Annotated in this window: 23 protein-coding genes; 3 read left to right on the top strand and 20 right to left on the bottom strand. The window is 41.8% G+C overall.

Annotated elements, in window-relative coordinates; all coding sequences use genetic code 11:
* Window positions 1–25: 25 nt before the first annotated feature.
* Both BUB18_RS13260 and BUB18_RS13265 read right to left on the bottom strand, forming a co-directional pair.
* The gene (locus BUB18_RS13260; protein WP_143159940.1) at window positions 26–3,442 is read right to left on the bottom strand and encodes an RHS repeat domain-containing protein; all 3,417 of its coding nucleotides are present in this window, start codon (window positions 3,440–3,442) and stop codon (window positions 26–28) included.
* Window positions 3,443–3,788: 346 nt separating this feature from the next.
* Window positions 3,789–4,682, bottom strand: a complete 894-nt coding sequence (locus BUB18_RS13265; protein WP_073081584.1) for a glycerophosphodiester phosphodiesterase family protein — start codon at window positions 4,680–4,682, stop codon at window positions 3,789–3,791.
* Between the two features lie 214 nt (window positions 4,683–4,896).
* Here BUB18_RS13265 and BUB18_RS13270 point away from each other — a divergent pair, with 214 nt between their 5' ends.
* Window positions 4,897–5,436, top strand: coding sequence for an RNA polymerase sigma factor (locus BUB18_RS13270; protein WP_073081587.1), 540 nt, complete (start codon window positions 4,897–4,899; stop codon window positions 5,434–5,436).
* Window positions 5,436–6,803 (top strand): S41 family peptidase, encoded by a 1,368-nt coding sequence (locus BUB18_RS13275; protein WP_073081590.1) that lies wholly within the window; start codon window positions 5,436–5,438, stop codon window positions 6,801–6,803. Before BUB18_RS13270 ends, BUB18_RS13275 begins: the two co-directional genes overlap by 1 nt.
* Window positions 6,804–6,872: 69 nt before the next feature.
* On the opposite strand, the gene BUB18_RS13280 is transcribed toward BUB18_RS13275, so the two are convergent.
* From BUB18_RS13280 to BUB18_RS13360, 17 genes are all read right to left on the bottom strand, one after another.
* On the bottom strand, window positions 6,873–7,604 hold the full coding sequence (locus BUB18_RS13280; RefSeq protein ID WP_073081593.1) for a hypothetical protein: 732 nt from the start codon (window positions 7,602–7,604) through the stop codon (window positions 6,873–6,875).
* Between the two features lie 66 nt (window positions 7,605–7,670).
* The gene (locus tag BUB18_RS13285) at window positions 7,671–9,044 is read right to left on the bottom strand and encodes a hypothetical protein (RefSeq protein WP_073081595.1); all 1,374 of its coding nucleotides are present in this window, start codon (window positions 9,042–9,044) and stop codon (window positions 7,671–7,673) included.
* 92 nt (window positions 9,045–9,136) lie between these two features.
* Entirely contained in the window at window positions 9,137–12,319 is a 3,183-nt protein-coding gene (locus tag BUB18_RS13290) for a TonB-dependent receptor (RefSeq protein WP_073081598.1), read from the bottom strand.
* 31 nt (window positions 12,320–12,350) lie between these two features.
* Window positions 12,351–13,259, bottom strand: coding sequence for a FecR family protein (locus tag BUB18_RS13295; RefSeq protein ID WP_073081601.1), 909 nt, complete (start codon window positions 13,257–13,259; stop codon window positions 12,351–12,353).
* Between the two features lie 312 nt (window positions 13,260–13,571).
* Window positions 13,572–13,790: a hypothetical protein gene (locus BUB18_RS29370; RefSeq protein WP_143159941.1), complete on the bottom strand. Its 219-nt coding sequence runs from the start codon at window positions 13,788–13,790 to the stop codon at window positions 13,572–13,574.
* Window positions 13,791–14,524: 734 nt separating this feature from the next.
* Window positions 14,525–15,073 carry a hypothetical protein gene (locus BUB18_RS13305; protein ID WP_073081607.1) on the bottom strand — a complete coding sequence of 183 codons (549 nt, stop codon included), beginning with the start codon at window positions 15,071–15,073 and terminating at the stop codon, window positions 14,525–14,527.
* Between the two features lie 67 nt (window positions 15,074–15,140).
* Entirely contained in the window at window positions 15,141–16,142 is a 1,002-nt protein-coding gene (locus BUB18_RS13310) for a hypothetical protein (RefSeq protein WP_073081610.1), read from the bottom strand.
* Between the two features lie 95 nt (window positions 16,143–16,237).
* Window positions 16,238–16,564: a hypothetical protein gene (locus BUB18_RS13315; RefSeq protein ID WP_073081612.1), complete on the bottom strand. Its 327-nt coding sequence runs from the start codon at window positions 16,562–16,564 to the stop codon at window positions 16,238–16,240.
* 9 nt (window positions 16,565–16,573) lie between these two features.
* Entirely contained in the window at window positions 16,574–16,996 is a 423-nt protein-coding gene (locus BUB18_RS13320; RefSeq protein WP_073081615.1) for a DUF6896 domain-containing protein, read from the bottom strand.
* Window positions 16,997–17,013: 17 nt separating this feature from the next.
* Window positions 17,014–17,478: a hypothetical protein gene (locus tag BUB18_RS13325; RefSeq protein ID WP_073081618.1), complete on the bottom strand. Its 465-nt coding sequence runs from the start codon at window positions 17,476–17,478 to the stop codon at window positions 17,014–17,016.
* A 331-nt stretch (window positions 17,479–17,809) separates the two neighbouring features.
* Window positions 17,810–18,172, bottom strand: a complete 363-nt coding sequence (locus tag BUB18_RS13330) for a hypothetical protein (protein WP_073081621.1) — start codon at window positions 18,170–18,172, stop codon at window positions 17,810–17,812.
* Between the two features lie 55 nt (window positions 18,173–18,227).
* Window positions 18,228–18,893 (bottom strand): hypothetical protein, encoded by a 666-nt coding sequence (locus BUB18_RS13335; protein ID WP_073081623.1) that lies wholly within the window; start codon window positions 18,891–18,893, stop codon window positions 18,228–18,230.
* A 69-nt stretch (window positions 18,894–18,962) separates the two neighbouring features.
* Complete coding sequence (locus BUB18_RS13340; protein ID WP_073081626.1) at window positions 18,963–19,484, bottom strand: hypothetical protein; 522 nt, start codon at window positions 19,482–19,484, stop codon at window positions 18,963–18,965.
* Window positions 19,485–19,503: 19 nt separating this feature from the next.
* Window positions 19,504–20,091: a hypothetical protein gene (locus tag BUB18_RS13345; protein WP_143159942.1), complete on the bottom strand. Its 588-nt coding sequence runs from the start codon at window positions 20,089–20,091 to the stop codon at window positions 19,504–19,506.
* A gap of 70 nt (window positions 20,092–20,161) precedes the next feature.
* Window positions 20,162–20,518, bottom strand: a complete 357-nt coding sequence (locus BUB18_RS13350) for a hypothetical protein (RefSeq protein ID WP_073081631.1) — start codon at window positions 20,516–20,518, stop codon at window positions 20,162–20,164.
* A 112-nt stretch (window positions 20,519–20,630) separates the two neighbouring features.
* Entirely contained in the window at window positions 20,631–21,062 is a 432-nt protein-coding gene (locus tag BUB18_RS13355) for a hypothetical protein (protein ID WP_073081634.1), read from the bottom strand.
* Between the two features lie 33 nt (window positions 21,063–21,095).
* A complete protein-coding gene (locus BUB18_RS13360) occupies window positions 21,096–21,383 on the bottom strand; it encodes a hypothetical protein (protein ID WP_073081637.1) in 288 nt (95 codons plus the stop codon).
* 117 nt (window positions 21,384–21,500) lie between these two features.
* Here BUB18_RS13360 and BUB18_RS13365 point away from each other — a divergent pair, with 117 nt between their 5' ends.
* Window positions 21,501–21,962, top strand: coding sequence for a hypothetical protein (locus BUB18_RS13365; protein ID WP_073081639.1), 462 nt, complete (start codon window positions 21,501–21,503; stop codon window positions 21,960–21,962).
* A gap of 81 nt (window positions 21,963–22,043) precedes the next feature.
* On the opposite strand, the gene BUB18_RS13370 is transcribed toward BUB18_RS13365, so the two are convergent.
* Window positions 22,044–22,346 (bottom strand): hypothetical protein, encoded by a 303-nt coding sequence (locus BUB18_RS13370; protein ID WP_073081642.1) that lies wholly within the window; start codon window positions 22,344–22,346, stop codon window positions 22,044–22,046.
* Between the last annotated feature and the right edge of the window lie 64 nt (window positions 22,347–22,410).

A 22,410-nucleotide genomic window follows, 5' to 3' on the forward strand; every position in this document is an offset into this window, starting at 1 on the left:
AAATAATCCACAAAAATGGTTGAAACTAAAAAGTATAATCTACAGCCTTCAGTATCGAACCTTTCATATCCAATATCCTGTTAACCCTGGAAGAGTTATCATATTGATATTGCGTAACGATGTCATTTAAATCAATGATGGAGGTAACATTACCTTTGGCATCATAATCATAGGTAGTCATAAAAGCATCTGCAGGGTAGAGTCGCAAGTTATCCAGGGCTCCAACTCCTGAAATGACTATATCCGCCGATCCGGCAGTAAACTCATGTTCAAAACAGGTATATGTTTCAAAATTATTCGTTTGCTTAACAGTATTGGGGTAATTAATATCTAATGGAGTGGCTGCTGTTGCGCCCTCCTTCTTTTTCCAGTAGGATATCCTGTATTTCTTTCCTGCAACCAAGCCGGCAGCTGACCTGGTAATTGGGTAACCTGCAATATAATAGAAGTAAAGCCCGCTCGCAGGATTTTGCTCAATTACATACGGGAATTGTGGCGTTGGCTTTATTGCAGCGGAAGGTTGACCACTGTAGATCCATCCACCTTTATTCAAGGTAGATTCAAAACCAGTAAATGCCACCTCAAATAAAGAGGCATTTGTGATGGCTGCTACCGGAAATCCTCTGTCGTTGTACAGATAATTGCGAATGATCCCACCCTCATTTGCCTGAATCATATTGCCGGCGTTATCATATGTATAATCGATAGCTTTTTTGAAATAGGCCGGGTTCCTGTAAAGTTGCTGGTTAAACGGTCCTACTTCGCTTTCTGGGACTGCTTTGGCGCTCTGAAATATATATTTTGATGTGGGACGAATATCTCCGTCTCCTACCAGCTCAAAATTTGAAAAATAGCCATCTATCATTTTGGGTTCTTGGCCATTTCTTAACAGGAATATCTCTGCTCCAACTGGGGCATTTATATAATTTGCAGACATCATCATGGCAATTCCTGCCGAAGTCGTATAGTTATAAGGGTAATAAATCCTTCTTTCGATGGTTTCTCCTTTGCTCGTTGTTGACCTCACCACTTTCAGGTTATAATAAAACGGATCATACTCATAAGATTGTTCCTCTGCCTGAAAGGTGTTATCGGGATAATAATTCCGTACAATATATTTTGACACCTCTGCTCTTCCAGTAACCGGAGAATAAACATCCTTTATGAAGGTCATAAACTGGGGTAAGTAACTATTTGGTACAACTATATTACTGTAAGTGTTAGTAAGACCACACTTACATGAAAGCAAACCATTATCTGTCAAAGTATTAGTTGTAAATGCATATTGCTTTACTTCTTCTTTCACCAACTCACCCGCAGCATTGAATGTTGCCACTCTTTTAGGAAGCCCGATTGCCCATTGCTCCAAACGTTGTCTGGCAGAAAAAGGTGTCGCAAGTGCTGGTACAATTGCTGCTCTATCAATATAACTTGTTAAATCAACGACTGATTTCCCCAGGTTCTGACTTTCCGTTCCATTAATGATTTCGACTCTGCTATAAACTGCAGGTAGCGGATTTGTGGACTGCAATGGCTGCATTGACCAGGTACGGGTGGTAACAGTTTCAGTAGATATGCTTCTTCCTCCAGCGAATACTGATACTATATCATCGATTATTTTTAAAAAGCCTGTAGTTGATGTAAAGGCTGATGCCATATTACAGTAGGTTCCACCAAATCCCAATGCAACATTAGCCGCAACAAAGATCACTCTGCTGGCCCCATGTATCGAAGTTTTAGCATAGAAAGTATTCATATCCAAACTATAAACCGGCGTTTCAAACCCTGTACCTGAAGAATTACCATTGGTGAGCTTATATTTATAGGTGGTGATCTGATCATTGGCATGGTTTATACCATCATGTATCAGTATTTTACTTACTCTTACCCCTCCCGTATATTGAAAAGAACTACCTGCCATCACGTCATTAGGCTCATAGGTATATTCTGTATAACCGCCTGTTGGATAAGTCATTCGTGACAGCATGCCATTCTGGGCACTCATACGTAAAAGATCAGACCATTCAGTATGATTTATAGCCATCTTTCGGGCTTCATAATTGAAACAGTTAGCATAAGTATTGTTCAGTCCCACCATACTTCCGGTATAATATCCATACTGATCTTGCCATACGCTCGACCTGGGAGGAGTACCTGTGCCAAGTTTATATTGTAGGTCCAAAAAAGGAGTTACCGGCCCTGCCGTCCTCGTAATACCTACCAGTAATAACTTCATGTACTGTATTTCAGAAGCGGGCCTTGTTGCTGCCACCTCAGGAGTAGCCATGGAATATAAATGCGTATATGCATATTGGAACCCAAACCCATTCATCTTCGCATCGTTACTATAAATATCAATTGACGACAACATACCATCTTCAGGCATATCGATACGGTTCATATTATAGCTAAACTTTACTTTCTTATTCTCAGGAAGATCTATTTGCATCAGTCGCTTTAGCTTTCCTACAAACCGCTGATTGACGATAGTGTAAGACGTTTGGGAAGTAGTGCCATCACTATTTACGATAGCATTCATTACTGGTTGTGATAGCAGGATAAAATCTTTATCATAAGTATTATAGGTAAATGAAATATTTTGTTGATTGAGTGGATTCCGGATTTCACTCAGGTACCAGTTATTAATGACATACTTCCCTGTTTTCCATAGATTGATAGATATCTTTTCCGGTGGAGGTGGAGGATTATTTGGATCTATGAAGAGCGCATATCCAGTAGGAATAAGACTCTCACCTGGCACATATTCGGTAGAAATTGCTTTATTAGAAGTCATTAACTCCGTCAACTCTTTTTCACTAAACACATATTGGATACCTTCCTCTGTCGTAATTATAAATTTTGATATCCTGGTAATAATATTGGAAGCCGACATATCCTCTTCTACTACCTGCACCTTTAACTTATTATCTTCCAACCCGGCAACAGAAAATTCAGTTTCACCATTTGCTTTGGTTTTAATTACAAATGTGCCTGTTCTACCGTTTAGATCAAAGCTGAAGTAATCAGCCTGCCTGTCTAACAAGTTGGCATCATCAATTATGGAAGAGGTAACATCACTAAAGCAGTCTGTTACATCTGTTTGACCCGAATACAGCCTTCCTAACATTGAAGTTTTACCGGCAATATTTCCATACTGGTCATCTGGTTTATTGTTTACAACTCTGGAAACTACGCCACCTGCATTCAAGCTCCAGCCCAATCCTGTCGGGGGAGCAATTTCATTCACCCTGATACCGTTGGCGCCGGTATAGTCAAGGCTCACAGACATGTTTAACCGGCTATTATTGCTAAATTGATAGATTGGGATATTTGCTTGAACTGCTCCTGTTGCATAATTTACCTGGGCGGGCAATAACTGTGGCAAAACCAGAATTCCCATACTTAAGTATCCCATTTTTATCAGGGATCGAATCTTCAACATCTTTGCGAGATTAAATGGTATAGAGATAATCAATAATAATATGCTGCTTGTGCCTTGACTTTCCAGTCAAGATAGGGATCAGGCACTACAAGAGCTTTTGTTGAGGTGCAAAATATTAAAAGCTTGCCTGTATGTAAATTTAAGAATGAATAATTCGCTATAAGCCTACTCCCATAATGGACTTATATTATTCATTATCATATGGCATCATCACTCATTCTTATCAAGCAAAACTATTTACAACCACCTTGTCAAGCCCGCTTTTTGAATTAGTGATATAAAAAAATCCGTTTCATCGTATGAAACGGATTTCGCCTTTACTATCGCAATACTGGGAAAAGCAATTTTACTGATAACTCCCCGTCAGCTTAATCAACCTATCCGGGTAATTTGTAATTATCCCATCCACTTTCATATCCAGCATCTTTTGCAGGTCGGCAGTTTCATCTACCGTCCATGGCAATACTTTTACTTTCATGGCATGTGCTTCGGCAATCAGCTCGGGCGTAACCAGCTGAAATGCAGGACTGTATATGTCCGGGGTAAAACCAAGGTCTTTGATATTTTCCGCGAAGCTTTGCTTATTGGCGATCAGCCATGCAGTGGTTTGCTTAGGATATTTCTTATGCAGCTCCTGAAGGGTGCGTTTATCGAACGACTGAATGGTAACGCGTGAAGCAATTTTCTTTTCATTAATCACCTCCATCACACGTGCTACAAATACATCCGGTGTTGGATTGAGGCGACCATCGGCTGTAGGGTCCGATTTGGTTTCCATGTTATAGTATACCGGTTTGAGACGATGCTGTTTCACGTATGCTTCCACACTGTCGATCAGCTCTGACAGCAGTGGACGATAAGTCTTGAATTTTTGCTGTTGTGGAAATCTTTCATGCGGTTTAGTACCAGCGTCGTATTTGCGGATGCTGTCGTATGGCATGGAAAAGAGGGTCAGTTTCTTTTGTTCTTCTTTGGAGATGTCGGTGCCATCAGGTTTACGCATAAACGTGGATGACATATAGGCATCGTGGGATACCACCACCTGGTTGTCCGCCGTGATGATGCAATCCAGTTCCAGCGTGCGGGCGCCGAGCTTAACAGCATTGATCATGGCGGGAATGGTATTTTCCGGCATCAGGCCCATACCACCGCGGTGTGCCTGCACATCAGGTTTGTATTGTGCGTGTGCACTGGTGGTAATCAGTGCAGCACCTAGTAAGAATGGTACTAAAGTTTTCATGTGATTGCTAATTCATTGTTGTTGAACGACGAAGATACATATTTCAGGTTGCGCTGGTAAGCCCGAAGGCACCATATGAAAATCATAAAAATTAATTAACGTACACTGCCTCCCTTATGCGGCGGGGCATTTATCTGTAAAGCTATGCTGGCAGGGCATTCCTTAACATTGTTATAACATTGAAATAGTAAGTTTATATCAGCCAAACGCAATTATGTCTGATAGCCCTGTTAAGATCAAATTTGAACAACTCTTTGCCGCCAACAAAGATAAAATATACCGGTTTGCACGCAAGCTTACCGGCGATGATTCCCGTGCGCAGGAGCTCACCCAGCAGTGCTTTATCCGCCTGTGGGAAAACATGGATAAAGTGAAGGAAGGACAGGATATTTTCCCGCTCCTGTTTGTATACATCAAAAACCTGGTGATAGACGAAGCCCGGAAATATTACCGGGAAAAGGAAATGATCAGCAAAGCCGCCACGGAAGAGAAATCGCAGCCACAATCAGAAGAAGGCGGCGATCGGTATATGATGCGTAAAGAGTTTGACCTGCAGGTATACAAAGTAGTGGGCGCTATGCCAGAGCAGCGCCGGAACGTATATGAACTGAGCCGCTACCATGGCTATAACAACAAGGAGATAGCCGATAAATTATCGATTTCAGTGGCTACAGTTAAAAGCCACCTGGGCAGCGCCCTGCAAACGCTGCGTCAGCAATTGCAATCCCACTTCGATATTGATAATACCAAATAATGATGCGACCCAAAAACTTATTGCTTACTGCAGGTGTGTTGCTCATGGCAGCTGCCTGCCGGAAAGATACTCCTGTTGCACCCGCCGTACCTACCGGGCCTGTAACACAGGCAGAGATAAATAGCTGGATGCTGGATAGTATGCGCTACTTCTATTTATGGAACCAGGGGTTGCCGGCAACGGCGGATACATCGCTGACTGCACAAAAATATTTTTACGGCTTACTTAATATCGCTGATCCGTTTTCGTATATATATAACCCGGATGACGCTACTACCGTTGCCACTTCCCTGTACCGTAATTACGGTCTGGATATCAGTGTGGTACAGTTACCGGGTACTACTAAGCCTGTCGGGGTGGTAAAGCTGGTAGCCAGTGGGGCTACCCTGGCGCAATCTAAGTTTAGCCGTGGCAGTTATATCACCCGCGTAAATAACATCTCCCTGACACCTGATAATGCAGCTGAGCTATTTGCGCAGGTTTTGGGAGATAAAAGAGGCAGCTTTACACCGGCCACGCTGTCTGATGGCGTATTCACAGAAGGGCAACCAGTGGAATTAAGTTTCGCCTATCCGGCTGAATCCCCTGTAAATGTGCAGCAGTTCAGTGTAGCGGGTAAAAAAGTGGGATACCTTTACTACAATGCATTTGCGGATAAATACAACCTGGATTTGATTAACATCTTCAAAAACTTTATAGGCAGTGGTGTAACTGAACTGATACTGGATTTGCGCTATAATACCGGCGGGAGCATTGCAGCCGCCGCCTTGATGACCAGCCTGATTGCGGATGGAGTTACTGAAAGCAGCGCATTTATTCAACTGACCGGTAACAACAACCTGGGGAGTTATAAAATGTCGTTTGGCGAAACGCTGGCGGTACCTGAGAGTGGCAGCGCCATCAGCTTTAGCAGCCTGGTGGCTGCCAGGCTGCGACTGAAGCGGGTATACGTACTCACTGGCCATCAAACTATTTCAGCAGCGGAGCTGGTAGTGAATAACCTGAAGCCCTATACGAATGTGATTCAGATTGGCGCTACTACTTATGGTAAGGATAAGGGTGCTATCATAATCCGGGATCAGCGGACGCCGAAGCGCATACCATGGGTGATGCAGCCTATTATCTACCGGTTGGGTAATGCAAATGGTCAGGGCGGGTACACCAGTGGTATTACTCCTCAATATGCAGTAGATGAAATGTCCGTACAACCATTACCGGCGCTTGGCACCAGCAATGATGTACTCATAGCGAAAGCGCTGGCGTTGATCAGTGGCAGCGCAAGAGAAGCACTTAACCGGCCCCGCGTACCTGTGTTATATGAGACTACGCCTGTATTGCATGAAATAATTATACCCCGTATAAAATAAATAGAGCCGCTTCCAAACAGAAGCGGCTGATTCCAGGGAATGCGAATTGCACACAGTAATTCAACAATGTTAAAGACGTATAATTTGTGTATTCATTGCACCAGCCTTATCGTTTACATTAAATATAAAATTCCCTGAAGAAGACAAGTTTGACATCAGGAAATAATAAGGTGTTTTAGGTCCGGGTATCACATTACCAGTAGCCGGATCTTTTAAGGTAAGTACATAGTTAACGGAGAGCGCGCCTGTATTAGGGTCTCTTTGTCCTAACTTAAGCAGTTGCGGATAAAATGATTTATTCTTCACATTTTTTAACAATGCGATATCGGTAATAATATTTCCCGGCTTTTTTAGATAGGACAGTTGAAGGTCTACCACATCGTACTTGTAATATGGACTCAGGTTTAAAAACAAAGTAATGGAAAGCGTATCCTGTATAACGGGAGATGGTGTCAGGAAACCGGCCATCCCTAAAGTGGTACTGGCCATTACACTGAAGGACTGTGTTGTATTTGGAAGGATAGTAACAAGGGTATCAACTATCAGCGAGTCGGTACCTGCTTTATAAAAACTGAGCTTACCGGTTTTACCAGCCTGGAACACGGAGGCTTTCCCGGAGATATCAACCAGGGAATCCAGGAATCTACCATCATACTTCACATCCATTTTCGGTGTACCAGGCAGTTGCACTGCATTAAACGCGATTTTTCCAAAGTAAAGTTCTTCGGGATCATTTCCTTTACGGCAACCAGTAATAAGTAAAAATAAAACAGCAAAAATCGCTAATGGCCTTAAAAACATAGTATTTGATTTTTTAAAGAATGGAGCCGGCTAACCGCCGGCTCCTGAGGTATTGATAGCTAAGAATTAGAATCTGCTCCAGGTGTTAGCCCAGGTAGAGTTGGTTGCAAATGCACCTGCATCAGCAGCAGGAGAGAATGCACCCAGGTAGAAATTGTACACAAAAGAACGATCAAATGGAGATTCCAGCAGGCTTGATTCGTTGCCGGAAGCTACCAGGAAGCCCTGATTGCTGGTGCAACCCACCGTCATAGCCAGCGCGTTGAAACCACTGAAATTAGTTTCGTAAGCAAATGGAATGTTGAAACCTTCAGCGTAGTTGTTGCAGAATACATCCACACCCGCCTGGTATTTGGTCACTGTATTCAGCGGACTTCCTTTCTGGTTATCCAGAGAAGTACCCCATCTGTAACCGATAAATACAGAGTTAGTGATTTCGAACTCAGTATTTCTTCTCAGGTGCGCAGCACGGCCATAAATACCGGTTCCGCTTGGTGCCTGGTTTTGAGTGGAAGCTTTGGTTTTATCTTCTACACCTACGATGGTTACATAGTTGTATTTAGGACGGGTAACAGGAGTGTTGTTAGAACCATCCGCATCGTTATCACTCTCGAAACCGTTAGCCTGGCTGAAGTCGGCGCGGTTGCCATCAGCAAGACCTAAAGCATAAGTAATAGCACCAGTGTAACCATTGTCGGTATCGAACATGTCATCCAGCGCATCTACGGAAATCAGGTGAGAAGCGTTTACACAACCACCGAAGAACTCGAAAGAGTCGTCGTTTGATTTGTATACTTCAATGTAATCCAGTACAGTACCGTTACCAACGCCGGCGAGTGTAAGACCGTTGATTTCGTTGTTAGCGGACAGCTGATAACCAGGATACTCAATACGCACATATTTCAGGATACCGGAGTTATCGGTATTGATAGTATCACCGGCAGTGGCATAAGTTGCACTTGGATCGCTGATACCTTCCACAATTTTGGAAGTCTGCCAGTTTGTTTTAGCCTTACCCAGGATCACCACACCAGCCCAGTCACCTGACTGTGGAGTGGCTGAAGCGGAAGTGAATACGATAGGCTCAGCAGCAGTACCTTCTGCAATAATTTTAGAACCACGGGTAATAACCAGACCACCTCCCGGAGTACCACCTACCTGGTGATCGCCTACAGCGCCAAGGATACGGGTACCTTTTTCGATGGTAATTTTTGCACCATTGGTAACGTATACCAGTCCGCTCAGCGTGTAGATGCGGCATGACTGCAGGTAGATATCAGAAGTAATGACACCACTGATAGTACTGTCGGGGCAGGTACCTGGTGTACCAGCCAGTACAGGGCGATTAGCCTGGTTTTCTTTTTTACAGGACGTAGCCAGGATTGCACCAGCAACAGTCATTACTGACAAAGCAGCTACTAATAAGGGTTTCTTGTTCATGGATTTTTTTTTGAGAGTTTTCGTTTCGGGTAATTTTAAATGAAGTACCTGATCAGGGTTTCTGTTTTACGCGTAAAATATCTTGAGTCATTTTAAAACCGGTAAAGGATGGAAGCGTTGTAAGTACGGCCTGGCTTCACTTTTAAGTCAATAAAGTCCTTTCCATCCTGGTACTGCTGATCCGTGTTAGTGGGTTTAAAGCCAGGATCAGTAGCACTTTGTTCATATATATTCTGGTAGATGACACTGTAGGCGTTCAGGATATTTGCAACACCCAGCCTGATTTCCGCCTTATTCCTCAGCAAACGGATGGCTATCTGCCCATCTAATCCATTCAGTGGTTGTTCATACAGCGCTCTTGCATCATCTGACGCTCTGAACAGTTTGTTGGAAATGTAATTGTAATTCATACTAACGGAGAACACCGGCATATCATAGTACAAACCTGCGTTGAGCATGTAAGTGCTGGCGCCGGACTGGGGGCGGTGATCCAGCCATTGGGCTTCTTTTTCCACCACGTGATACTTCTTCAGGTTATCGGCATAGCGCTCAATGGATTCTTCCATATTACGCACCCAGGAATCGAGGTAAGTAAAGTTTCCGTAGATGGAAAAATTTTTGAGCACCGGCACCCGTGTAAAGGCAAACGACTTGCGTACCTCCAGCTCCAGGCCGTAGTTATCCGCTGATTTGTTGTTCTTCAGGTTATAGATCCTGTTGGTACCCATCTTCACGATTTCCATTGGATAGGCGATTTTTTTCATGAACAGCGATCCGGAAATGATGTCGCCAGGAGCAGGATACCATTCATAGCGGAAGTCGAAATTCTTTATCCTGCTGGATCGGATGGCATTTAAGGATAAATATTCCCCACCCAGTTCCCAGTCGTACTCCCGGAAGTAAGAGAGCTCGCGGATGTCCGGCCGGATAATGCTTTCTGCGTAGGCCAGCCGGAAGTTCATGGCCGGTGTGATGCTGTAAATCAGGTTGGCCGATGGGAAGATGTGCCAGTCGGATTCCCTGTTCATCAATTCACTCACATCAGCGTCCGGCTCGTTTTGGGTTAGTGTAGCCAGGTTTACCTTCAACAGCTGGTTCACATCGTTGAGCGGCAGGTTTTCAGCGCGCACGCCCCATACCAGGCGGAACTTACCAAACTGGTTGTCCAGCATGGCGTACAATGCATTAAGCGATACATTGGCGGCAAACTCATCACCGTCATAAGCCATATTTATGGCAACGGTTGAATCGTCAAAAAAGTGAGACAGTGGCTGAGGCAGTTCTACCGGTGCTTTTCTGATGCTACCGGAGTTCACCACATAAAAGCTACGGTCTTTGTTCCAGCCGGCATATCCAATCCTGGCAAGGTTTTGTGAAGGACCCAGTTTGAAGGGTGCTGATACTGCAAGGTCCCAGGAAAAGTTTTTTTCTTTCACGCGGCTCCACCAACGAAGCGTACCATCAGAACTTACACCGGAAGCGCCGAGGAGACTTACCTGGTTGATAGGTGTAGTAGAATCATATACAGCAGCACCTGTGACTACGCGGTTATCCGGGCGGATTTTATCCAGCGTCATGTAGCTGGCATTCCATTTTACTTTTATGCCGCGGTTACCGAGGGCGTGTTCACCTTTCAGCTGGTGCTGGAATAATTTGTTTTGTACTGCCAGGTCACGCACGCCGGTAGTATTAGGGCCGGAATCATCGTGATTGCCACGTATCAGGATCAGCTGCTGATCCAGCGATTGCATATACAGCGTTTGGTAGCTCACTTTATTTTTTGCATTGCGGTACCCTATACCCACCACACCGTTGATATTGGTAGTAAAGCCATAGCGGTATCCTTTGGCATAACCATCCGCATCTACACCGCCTGCTTCGTAGTTGGAGAATCCATCTCTTGCATACACGATTTCCTGCGTAGCCAGGGTATTGCGATAGCCAACTGAGGCCACCATACCAAAGTGACTGTTGAATACCTTTCCACCGGCAATCTGGAAGTTGGGGGATACCGGTGCATTCATGCTGGTCAGCTTCCAGTTATTTTGAAAATAGGGTTTGCTTTTATCCCAGGTGGCGGCGGCATCTGCCAGTTCTTTTTTTGAGTTCCAGTCTGTTTTTCCCATCCACGCCCTATGATCAGAGATGCGGGCCATGTATTCCTTTCCTTCCAGTGGCAGTGTTACAAATGTTTTGCCGGTAGTTTTGTCGTTATAGCTGGCGCCCACGTTGATGTTGAAGAAGGTTTCCGTAGGGATGTCCAGGGTGTTTACCTCCACGAGTCCACCGCCAAACTCCGCGCTGCGATCGGGTGTGAGGGTTTTAACGACGGTAACATTTTCGATTACGTTGGAAGGGATGATTTCGTAATTGAAATTTTTACGGTTCATTTCGGTGCTGGGCATTACCTGGCCGTTGAGTATGGCCTGGTTGTAGCGTTCGCTGAGGCCGCGCACAACTACGAATCGGTTGTCGATGGTGGATAAGCCGGTTACGCGTTTCAGCACTTCGCCTACGTTTTTATCAGGGGTACGGCCAATTTGTTCGGCGCTGATACCGTCGATCATGCCGGCACTGTTCTTTTTGATGGCGTACAGGCCTTCCACGGAAGCGCGTTTATACGTGCCCGTTACCGTAACGCCTTTCAGGGTGGCGTTGCTGGTTTTGAGGACTACATTAATGGGGGTGGCGCTTTTGGGAGTCACCTCTACGCCGGTTATTTTGTGGGAATCGTAAGATATAAAGGAGAAGGTGATGTCGTAGGTACCGGCTTCCAGTGGCAGGTCGAAGGTACCATCGATATTAGTAACCGTGCCTGCGCCGGTGTTAACGGCAACGGTTACACCGGGAATAGGTTCATTTTTAGTATCGAGTACTTTCCCGGTTAGGCGGCCTTGTGCGCGGTTGGCTGGGCGTTCCGCGCGGCCTCTTTTAATAGCGATGGTGCTGGCACCGGTCATTTCGATGTCTACCGGGCTGTTATAGTCCAGGTATTCCAGTACGGTATTGAGTGGTGTTCCTGCAAACTTGACCGCGCTGATCTGGCATTGCTGCAAATATTCAGGGTCATATACGAAGGTATAGGGGGTTTGTTGCTGGAGAGATTTCACAATTTCTCCGGCATTCGCATGGTTGAACTGAAGGGATACTTTGTCGTGCAGCGCTTTGTACGACTGTGCCTGAGCAGTCCCTACTGTGCAGGTGAGCATACACAGCGACAGCATTTTTACAGGCATAGCGGCGCCTGTACAAAATCTGTGTAAAGAATTTTGCATACTTCTTAGCTATTAATAATTGATGATGATGCTATTTTTTCGACGATATCAGGTAGGTGCCATCTTTCGCACGGATACACTTCAGTTCATGCACATAGGCCAGGGTTGCGAGAATTTCACCGATAGGGGTGTTCGCGCTGAAATCGCCTGATATTCTTTTGGCTGCCAGTTTATTATCTGTCAGGGTTATTTTGCATCCTTCGCGCTGTTGTAGCCGGATAAGCACATCAGCTAACGTGGTTCTGTTAAATACGATTCTGTTCTCCTTCCAGTCGAGTATTTCTTTCGCGTCAAATCCGGTGGTAGGTGGGTCCTGTTCTCCTTTGCTGGTGAGCATTTCGCCTGGCATCAGCACTTTCGTATAGCCGTTGGTGCCGGAAACTGCGATCTTTCCTTCGAGCAGGCTGATCTGGATGCTGCTATCGGCGCGGCTTACGGTGGATATATGAAAGGTGGTGCCCAGTACACGGGTGGTCAGGAAGCGGGTATGTACATTAAAAGGCTGTTTGGCGTTGCTGACTACTTTAAACAGGGCTTCGCCTTCCAGCCAAAGGTCGCGGCCGTGGATGTTGTAGTCGGACGAGTAACCCAGCCGGCTATGTGCGTTTAGCCATACCTGTGATCCGTCGGACAGGTTGTAGACCTGCATGCGATTGGTGTTGTTATAGATCGTATCCAGCGTGGCGGCAATAGCTGACTTATGTTGTACATTCTGCCCGGCCAGTACTATCAGGCCGGCTACTACAGCGGCGGCAGCGGCTGTCCACCAGAGGCGGTGTACTTTCTTTTCGGGTTTGTTTGCAACGTGCCAGGTATCTGTGAGCAGGGCATCCAATTCAGGAGTTGCTGTTTGCTCCAGGTAGGCTTCCACGAGCAGGCGCTCTTGTTCGGAGCAGTCGCCCTGGAAGTACTTTTCTAATATGGCTCGGTTGATGTGCATACATAGAGAGTACGTTTGCCGGAAGAGGAAGGATGAGTGGGGGAGGGTGAGTTAACAATTTGGTAATACCGGGGAGGTATTTCAGGGAGATGTAGGGGGACGCTAATGCGTATGGTAGCGGGTTTAAATGGTGTGCCCGGCAGCAGTGCAGGTGGTGCCGGGCCTGTACTTTAAAGCAGGGAGGGGTTTATGTCTCTCTGTAAAAATTGATAACTTTAATACGGGAGGTGAGGCCAGCCTTCCGGTGGTGGAGCACCTGCCAACCACACGAGAATAATTATACGTTTATAATGTGTATTTTGTAGGACCTGTTTATTTAACTTTCCCGCTTACCCCTGCTTCATTCAATCCTTTGGCAATTTCGAGAATATCCTCTTTAGTCCAGCCATCCATACGGCTTATCATGGTGGCAGCTTTACGACCGTCGCTGTAAAGCGTTAGTACTTTATCTTTTTCATAGCCGCGTTGTACTTTTTTTTCTTCCAGCTTATAGTCAAGTGTATTTAAAGGATAACTGGCTATGGTTTCCATTTTGAAAGGGTTTGTAAAATAAACCTGGAGCTCATTATCAATAGTAGCCAGTTTATAAATTCGTTTTTTGTTTAACCGCCAATACAGCCATCCGATAACTACGAAAAATAAAACAATTAAGAAGGATGTTGAAAATGCAAATATTAATAATACAAACAGGCCGCTTATCGCAAAAGATTCCGGCCAGATTTCGGAGTAAGGTTTTACGGTGATGTTCATAGGTATATCAATTATAAGTTGCTTATTTTCTTAAACGTAAATACGGTTTCATGTAATCAGGAAAATCGCATGCCAACTTATTAAAATCCTCAGGAAATAACAACATTTGGCTATGAAAGGGATTTTTAGCGGAATAAACCATAGGAAACTTATGCCCGATCACTACACCTAATGAATCCCATTTAAGTCTATAAGTGCTGTAACGTCCTGAATACTTTATACCGTTAACTTGATAGTCATAATACAGCAATAATTCAGATCGCCTAATTACATAGTCATACCTGGTAACTCTGCAAACAGTGAAACGTCTATGTTTTATAAGGTCTTGTTCCCATATCAAGCTTCTGATAAGTAAATAGCCAATAAAAACAATTACTACTATTGCCAGAATTTTACCTTTCCTTAAATTATCATCTCTGGTTTTTTTGAGATTCGAACATAATTAATTCATGGTTAATTAAGTGAGCGAAACCAGAACTAGAAATCAGTTTAGATCAAACGTGTTACGATTCGTCCTACTCCTGCAATACAATACCATTAACTAACAACTCATCCGGAATCTCTGCCAAACTACCAACACCCATAGCTAAAGGAGATGAATCCGGCAGCTCCATCAGGAAGTGGATGCGGCTATCATTTACACATGTAAATGATAGTTCTCCATCCGGCGAATTATTCAATTTACTTGTGTCTACAATGGCTTTGATATCTTTAAAAGTCGCACCAACATAAAAGGCACCAATTGAAATACTACTATCAACAATTGTAATCCTGGAAATATGCATTGAATCCTGCCAGTTTGCCTCCAGCAATGCCAGCAATGCGTTATTAACTTTGTCATGTACTGCCAATGCTTTCCATTCCACACCTTCATCCTCTAAAACAGTATCTGTCAAACGGTATTTTGTATGGAGAAATGCATTTCGTTTTACTATTTCCAATTTTTGGCCCAAAATACTATCCAGTAGTAATTCGCCGGGATTGAGCGCCTTCGTGCCACGGGTATTAAAACTACAACTTGTCCAGAATAGGACAGTAAAACAGATAGCATAAGCTACTCTCATGTTTATTATTTATTGAATGGTAAAATAGGTTAGCCTGCTTTTTGCTGTCCTGATATGAGAGTATCAATTATTTCTTATTCTCCTTTGTAGCCTCCAGTGCGTCCACCTGCTTTTTCAGCTCAATAACATACAGCGTGAGTTCTTCTACTTTCTGCAGTAGTTTCTTATTCATGTCAGCCAGGTCCACACCATCCTGTTCTACCTGCTTAGCGGTAGGTATTTCGGGGAGATGTTTATTTGCTCTGATATAGTTTTCAAGTTCATATAGCGATGGAAGGGTGTAGGAATCTTCGAATACGAAATCCGCCCATTCAGTAGCGGTAACTTTAATTTTCTGGGCAGTTATAGTTCCTGCAACGGTAAGTAATGAACGGGGTTTGGTAGTGCCGATTAAAACATTGCCAAAGGCATCAATTCTCAATCTTTCGGTATTATTTGAAGTAGAAAAGGTGAGAAATCCATCAAAATCACCGTAACCGCGACAAAAATTAATGGCACTGTTCAGGTTATTGTAAAACCTGTGCTCAAGGCTAAAGGAAGGACCAAGCAGGTTTTGCGATGATACAGCTCGAACTCCGACAAAGGTTCCATCTCCAACATTATCTCCTTCATAAAGGCGGCCGAGGACAGTGGTGAGTATATTAGGATTTTGCTCGGTGGTGGATAGACCTACATCAAATAATGCCCGCGGATTATCGGTGTGCACACCCACTCGTCCATTGGTTGACATGAGAATTTTGGACCATGATTGAGAGGCCACATCACCAATATTTCGGAAGTATAATTTTTGATCTGCAAATTTGCTGGCAAATTGCATGGCCAGATTGTAATTTTTATTTGTGTGACGCACATCCAGCAAATGCCACCAATCGCCAAAAGGTGTAACCGTGTTATTAACAGGATAATTTACTGGTGTATGCGACTGGAAAAAACCGGACATACTTCCTTTTTCACTTGCATCATCTTTAAACTCTGTTCTGGTATCTTCCAAGCCCCAGGTAATGGTAGTTTGCGCAAAACTCAAATATCCTGAAAGCACCAGGCTCAGGAGGGCTAAACATCTCTTCATATGTATAAGAATAAATTATAAGACTGTGCAAATTTAAGGCGCGCACGTTTCTTTGGAAATACCAATTTAGTGGGAGAGTAAAGTAACGTACTTAACTATCTGAATATAAACAAGTGTGGCTTGGGCCAAATATAATCCGGATTTTCAGCCAGCATGGTGGAATAGCCGTAGTAATAAACGGAGATATATAGTCCTGATAAAAGCAATGCCAATCCGGTGTGGAAGGTAATGAACATATATGGCATCTTTTTGTACCAATGCCACAAACTTATCAGGATATAGCAAACTCCAACGGCTACGAGTGCATGGCCGAAGTAATCATAGATAGTGCCATCCAAAAAACTGACGGAATACATTGCAGTGAGGAAAAACGCGAGGGAGAGCAAAAAGCCGCAGTAGATCAGGTGTTTTAATAGCTTCATTCAATGGCCTTATATAATTGATTTCCAAAATGCAGTTTCAAAGTATAAGGTGCGATTGGGCGCTGCTTCCGGATAAACGAGTAATCCTTGTATCACCATTTGTTTTAACTCATTTTCCAAAAGCGCCAAGTCACATTTCCCTTGCCTGCCCTGAATATATTGGTGAAGATCATACAGACTAAAACCTCCACAAACGCCGGGTGGTGTATAGTCATAGTTAACGATAAGGTTTCCCATGGTTACCTTGCAGCCTATACCATGGAAATGGTAACTTCCTCGTTTACCATTGATTTGAAACACCCCCTGTTTAGGAATTACTTTGTCTCTAACTGCACGGAGCACATTGTTTGTTTGAAAATGTGCCTTGAATGCCTGGTCGATTTTATTGATAGCCAGAAGAAGTGAATGGATGTAGGTTAAAGTATCTACCATGCATACTCAGTTACAAATTAACTATAAGACGTTGGCATATTCATCAAAAGAAACAACATTGCATAATAATTGACATCACACTCTTCTTTAAATTCCAGTTGATAGATTACCGGATTTTTAATGAAGCCACGAGACACCACATTTACCTCTCCAATATCGCTGCCGTTATTAGTTAAGACAAATAAAGGGTTACCAGGAATTCTATTTTCAAAACTTATCAGGTTTTGACCAATGTTAAGCAAATAATTATCTTCCATTTTAATGAGGGAAACAGGCACGGGTAAGTGCTGCTCTTTAATGGTTAAATACTTACGAAACCATGCTTGATCGTAAGTAGTGGTAAGAACGCAGGTTCCATCAATAAAAAATCTTGATTTGAGCTTTCCCAGCCAATTATGCCGACGTATTACCTTGATTACCTGCTTATTATTACTCCAGACAACTAAATCATCACCGTATCGTTCAATTCGATATGAGTTCATATTTCGTGTATTTTCATAGGTTAGGAGGCTCTAAGATAAGGCAAGTTTAATCATATATTAAGAACTTGTAGAGAATTTGAGGTAAGAAGTATACCTTAACTCTACCCATTCAGGCCACCATTCCATCTACCCACATTTCAGTGCCAAATAAACTATAAACATATTAAATGCATTTCTCAGGACATAATCCTTTACTTACAACCTTAATTAATATTATCTAATTAGGAGGTTTTATCAATATTTGCTTACCATTATGATGTATCAAAATGATTGATTTTGATTCTATTGAGAACAAGATATAATCAGCCGGTTGAAAAAATTCCATCCCAAATTAAGACTCATACCATTGGGCAAACTCATTAAACTCATCGAGGTAAAATTCCAGACATTGATTTCGCATAAAAAGCTCGTTGGTGACGATTAATATCATATCCCTGTGCCCAAAACATTCAAATTTCTTGATCAAAATAAAAAAGTCTTGAATACCAAAGTCGAGTCGCCCATTTTCAAAATCTTCCCAGTATTCTATTTCAAGAAATTGGGTATCCAAATTAGCTTCCAATGCCATTTTGTAAATCGCACTTGGAGTGAGTATTAACTTTTTCAAGTCCTTAGTCAGGCCAGTATTAAGGATTAGTGTATCTGCAAAGTAAGAGAGTGGCCATGCTGTAAAAGTTTGCTTAATTCTTCGCATTTCTGCTCGGATTGTCTTCTTGTATTTTAATTGATTTATCTATGGCGTTATACCACTACCTATCAATACAGATCCTCCTTACTATATTATACTGAGTTTTCAAATCATCCTTAAGTCGATATTTCAAATATGACATATCGGTTTTCATAATTGAAACCTCCGCCCCATGAATGCTGTATTTATTAAGCCTATACAATAAGGTGGAATCATTTATGTACCTCGGCGTATCTGTAATCACAAAGGAAGCGCTATTTTTATCCATCCATACTAAACTAAATGCAGTCCTGATATCGTTTACAATTACTTGCTTGGATCGCAAATTTATAATATAGATCGATAAGCAATCATTCATTCCAATCAAAGGCAATACTAATATACTATCCTGGAATAGAAAGTAGTTTGATACGATGAATGAAGATTCATTGATTATTCCAATGGAAGTATCAGGAAATACTACATTGGAATAATCAAAATATTTAAAACAACAATTTTGAAAAAAAATTTGGTTAACAAATCGATACTGCAAGCAAATTTCTCCAGGGTTACCCTTTGACGCTTTCAAATAAATAGAAGAATCATTTATTTCAAGCTGATCCAAATCTGTTAATTCCAAAAGGCCTTTTTGCTCCTTTCTTACTTCCTTTTTTTCAGCGGTGCTCGTATCACTCTTACAACTCAAAGCAGCTAAAACTAAAACCAGAAGCAAATAGTGCATCTTCATATTGACTATTGATTTATAGTAATAAAATGAGCAAGCTACATTTATATTCATTTACCATTATCTCTCAGTTTATGTAACTGCTGAGCTTTTGTTAGATTTTATTTTTCCAATCGTCATAACCCTTCTATTGCCATTGAATACTATTAACTTCCGGGCAATAATGTTCGTGTCTCGTTGCATTTTATTACTTAATCCCAGAAAATAAATTACTAGCAAAAATATATCCCGCCGACTAAATCTGTTGCTAATGGAAATAGTTAAATAATAATCATTTAATTTATCACTTATTTCATACGAAACACCGTTAAAAACCTTGTATACTTTAAAATCTTCAGCCGTAAACGCATCATCATCGCCAATCCCATAAGTTGCATCTGAATCAAAATCCATTGTATCCGAGTCAATCACAGTAAGTAGTATGCGGTTTCTTAAATCAAGCGGACTACCAGTTGATAAAGCAGCACTATTCTGTAAATGAGTTGTAAACTCAGGCAATACACTAGTGGCCTTGACATCCTGCTTAGCACCTTGGTTATACCCATATGCAAGCAGCGGCAAAAGCGAAATATAGAAATATCCAGTGAAATTCAAGGTCAAAAATTTTTAATTACTAATACCATGCTCCCTGGATGAGCTCCAAAACATACCATGCATTTACAAACTCCTTTGTATTAGCATAGCAACACTTATAGTCTTTCATATTTGGCACCAACATTTGAGCAGGACCAATCCTTGCGCAAACCATTATCGCATGGAATCTCTTAAATAATAGATTCCCTGTGCTATCACTTACCACTCCTGTAAATCCAGAAGAATCATACGGATGTTTCATGGAATAAAAGGGTTGGATAAAATGAATAATGGATGAATCCTTTCGAAATTTCATTATCTCCCGCTGAGATAGTGAGCTGTATATAGTTTTATCTGGAAACAGTAAAAACATCCCTCTTTTGTATAGTTGTGCCAGATTATTCCTGACAAGAAAAGAATCATACGTTATGACATCCTCCATCTGCTCAATCTGGTCAAATCTTGAATAGCAGGAATATCCAACATTTAACTCATATAGAAAATCACCATTAATGGTATCCAGTTCCAGCGACTTACTAACCTTAGGTACAAACACATTTCCTGCCTGCAGGTTGACATACAGGCAGAAAAAGATAATGAGAGCGATTGCAGCAATGAGTTTCATCATTTTAAGCTTTTAGGGGATTCAGGGATTCTTCAATTTCTATTACACTGGTAATAAGATCGTCAACTTTTCATCAAATAGGATCATCAAAAGATAACCAGGGATCAATTTCCAAACCTGTCGACAATACTACTCCGGACTCCGTAACAAGTTCAAAACCATTCTTCTCATCAACAACCTTTGTTATCAATTCACCCGGAAAAGCAGATTCCGCTTCATAAATAGTTAAATGTGCATTTTTCCATGAAAATGGCCCATTTATGTGTACACAACTTGCACCCAAAATATATAAGGCGTCCTTAAAACCTTTTTTTGTCAATCGGATCACAAGACGTTTCAGTGATGGACTAAATATCCAAATTTGAGCGTAAGAGCCACGAAACTGCTCCAAAACAGCTTTAAAATTGGCATCTTCGATAATTGTTTTCATTAGATCAATTAATTATGTTCTACATAAATAATCATCCTGATATACCCTTAACATTCTTATCCCTCTGGTATTCTTTAAAGTATATGGATCTTCATTTGACTTATATCAGCCATTACACTTGTTCCAACCTCATTTTATTAAAGTACCTGACAACCTGCGCAAAATCGTATTCAGTAAATCCATCTTGACTATCTATTTGCCACTTTTTTTCCTCTCTATCTACTATAGTTAAAATATAAAGTGGAGTTAAAGAACGGAATTTGATTTGCTTAGCAATTTCTAACTCAACTTTTTGAATGGGAAAAAATTTTTCCTTCCGTTGAAACAGCTTATAGTATGTAACTACAATAAAGGCATCATCCACCCTAATTGCAACGGTAAATTTTTCCAGCAGGCAGAACAGCACCAAATACAATAATAGGATTATAGTTATGATCACAGAGGAAGGCTTGATTAAAGTAGCAACTACGGATCCAACGATCAGTAATACTGTTACCTGCATCTTGGTCTTAATAATATCGTCGGTGCTTTTTATCTCGATCATGGATAGCTATGAATAAATAAATTTTGGAACACTTTAAGCCTGCAATTTATCTTGATCCTCTTCAATTTCATCTTCCCCATTGCAGACTTCCCAAAAGCCGTTTCTTAACCGCAACGTCGCTTCTCTTTCGTCCTTCCATGCTTCGGCCTCCAGAATGACATCATCTGCTTCGGGCAAGGTAAGCCCGAGCTTTCTAATCAAAACCATTACTGTTTTAATTTGGCTTGCTCCGGCCTCTTTCATGGCTGCTAATGCCGGTTGCAAGTCTTGTGGACCATGATATAGGGAATCAAAAATTGCTTCGAAATAACTTATTTCCATTACCAGATTTTGATATTAGAAAGATACTAAATTCATTCGTTCGTAAGTAGCATCTTCTGTGATATTTATACGCAATCACTTAAATCATATTATATTTAAAATGTAATAGCAACCAATATGCCGCCTCCCGAAATTACCTTGAAAAAGTCAAGATCGTTATACCTGGTATTAGCCTTAGGATTTACAGGCACACTATTATACATCTGCCTTGGAGCATACAATAAAACCAGGATAATTTTTACAATAAATCCTTATGTATCAGCCATTTTAATTCTCTTATTTGTTGGTTCTACCATTTCAAGCTGGTATAATTTTCTTAATCCCACAAGCAAAATCACATTTAATACAGAAGGGATTATCTATGATAAAAAACTCATAGCATGGCAGGAAATCAAAAGCTTCAGGACAAAATATTATGCAACTGACACGATTGATTCCCTAAATCTCGTAATAACCCTATATGATTCCAGAAAAAAAACTATTTCTCTATTTGCCCTTGCTACCGATGAACAACAGATAAGGGCATGCATTACTGCTTATACCAGTCACTCAATTCAGGATGAAGGCCATTTTAATTAGAACGAAAAAAAATGCTGAGATTAAGTGAACTATTACGGTATAAGACATTAGCCCATTTTCTGTCCTCCTTCAAAAGTATGCTCATTCACTCCCAAATTTTAGTTGGAAAATTTTAATATTTCCCAAAAGTTGAAGTACTTTTTTTGCAGCACCTAGCACCACTAGCCATTCTGGATCTGCCCAAATACCCACATCTGTGCTTTTTTGATTATATGCACCAAGTGAATCTCTTAGAATCTTCATTGCACTAACAATATCATTAGTGAAGCCAATTTTAATTGCCTCAGTATCTACAAAGCTATCAAGTGCATTTTTATCAAACAATTTACAACACACTTCAACAAATGACGAGATATGCATTTTATCTTTGCCAAATACTACCATCCGCATTTGTCAACATAACTGCTGTACCTTATCAAGCCTCAGTAATGGAATTTTGTAGCGTACC

It is taken from the genome of Chitinophaga jiangningensis (genome assembly GCF_900142605.1).
In the GTDB taxonomy this organism is placed as follows: Bacteria; Bacteroidota; Bacteroidia; order Chitinophagales; family Chitinophagaceae; genus Chitinophaga; species Chitinophaga jiangningensis.

Bases quoted from the DNA above. Each gene is read 5' to 3' on its own strand.
- BUB18_RS13260 (WP_143159940.1), bottom strand. From the start codon at position 3,442: ATGTTGAAGATTCGATCCCTGATAAAAATGGGATACTTAAGTATGGGA.
- BUB18_RS13265 (WP_073081584.1), bottom strand. From the start codon at position 4,682: ATGAAAACTTTAGTACCATTCTTACTAGGTGCTGCACTGATTACCACC.
- BUB18_RS13270 (WP_073081587.1), top strand. From the start codon at position 4,897: ATGTCTGATAGCCCTGTTAAGATCAAATTTGAACAACTCTTTGCCGCC.
- BUB18_RS13275 (WP_073081590.1), top strand. From the start codon at position 5,436: ATGATGCGACCCAAAAACTTATTGCTTACTGCAGGTGTGTTGCTCATG.
- BUB18_RS13280 (WP_073081593.1), bottom strand. From the start codon at position 7,604: ATGTTTTTAAGGCCATTAGCGATTTTTGCTGTTTTATTTTTACTTATT.
- BUB18_RS13285 (WP_073081595.1), bottom strand. From the start codon at position 9,044: ATGAACAAGAAACCCTTATTAGTAGCTGCTTTGTCAGTAATGACTGTT.
- BUB18_RS13290 (WP_073081598.1), bottom strand. From the start codon at position 12,319: ATGCAAAATTCTTTACACAGATTTTGTACAGGCGCCGCTATGCCTGTA.
- BUB18_RS13295 (WP_073081601.1), bottom strand. From the start codon at position 13,259: ATGCACATCAACCGAGCCATATTAGAAAAGTACTTCCAGGGCGACTGC.
- BUB18_RS29370 (WP_143159941.1), bottom strand. From the start codon at position 13,790: ATGGAAACCATAGCCAGTTATCCTTTAAATACACTTGACTATAAGCTG.
- BUB18_RS13305 (WP_073081607.1), bottom strand. From the start codon at position 15,073: ATGAGAGTAGCTTATGCTATCTGTTTTACTGTCCTATTCTGGACAAGT.
- BUB18_RS13310 (WP_073081610.1), bottom strand. From the start codon at position 16,142: ATGAAGAGATGTTTAGCCCTCCTGAGCCTGGTGCTTTCAGGATATTTG.
- BUB18_RS13315 (WP_073081612.1), bottom strand. From the start codon at position 16,564: ATGAAGCTATTAAAACACCTGATCTACTGCGGCTTTTTGCTCTCCCTC.
- BUB18_RS13320 (WP_073081615.1), bottom strand. From the start codon at position 16,996: ATGGTAGATACTTTAACCTACATCCATTCACTTCTTCTGGCTATCAAT.
- BUB18_RS13325 (WP_073081618.1), bottom strand. From the start codon at position 17,478: ATGAACTCATATCGAATTGAACGATACGGTGATGATTTAGTTGTCTGG.
- BUB18_RS13330 (WP_073081621.1), bottom strand. From the start codon at position 18,172: ATGCGAAGAATTAAGCAAACTTTTACAGCATGGCCACTCTCTTACTTT.
- BUB18_RS13335 (WP_073081623.1), bottom strand. From the start codon at position 18,893: ATGAAGATGCACTATTTGCTTCTGGTTTTAGTTTTAGCTGCTTTGAGT.
- BUB18_RS13345 (WP_143159942.1), bottom strand. From the start codon at position 20,091: ATGATGAAACTCATTGCTGCAATCGCTCTCATTATCTTTTTCTGCCTG.
- BUB18_RS13350 (WP_073081631.1), bottom strand. From the start codon at position 20,518: ATGAAAACAATTATCGAAGATGCCAATTTTAAAGCTGTTTTGGAGCAG.
- BUB18_RS13355 (WP_073081634.1), bottom strand. From the start codon at position 21,062: ATGATCGAGATAAAAAGCACCGACGATATTATTAAGACCAAGATGCAG.
- BUB18_RS13360 (WP_073081637.1), bottom strand. From the start codon at position 21,383: ATGGAAATAAGTTATTTCGAAGCAATTTTTGATTCCCTATATCATGGT.
- BUB18_RS13365 (WP_073081639.1), top strand. From the start codon at position 21,501: ATGCCGCCTCCCGAAATTACCTTGAAAAAGTCAAGATCGTTATACCTG.
- BUB18_RS13370 (WP_073081642.1), bottom strand. From the start codon at position 22,346: ATGGTAGTATTTGGCAAAGATAAAATGCATATCTCGTCATTTGTTGAA.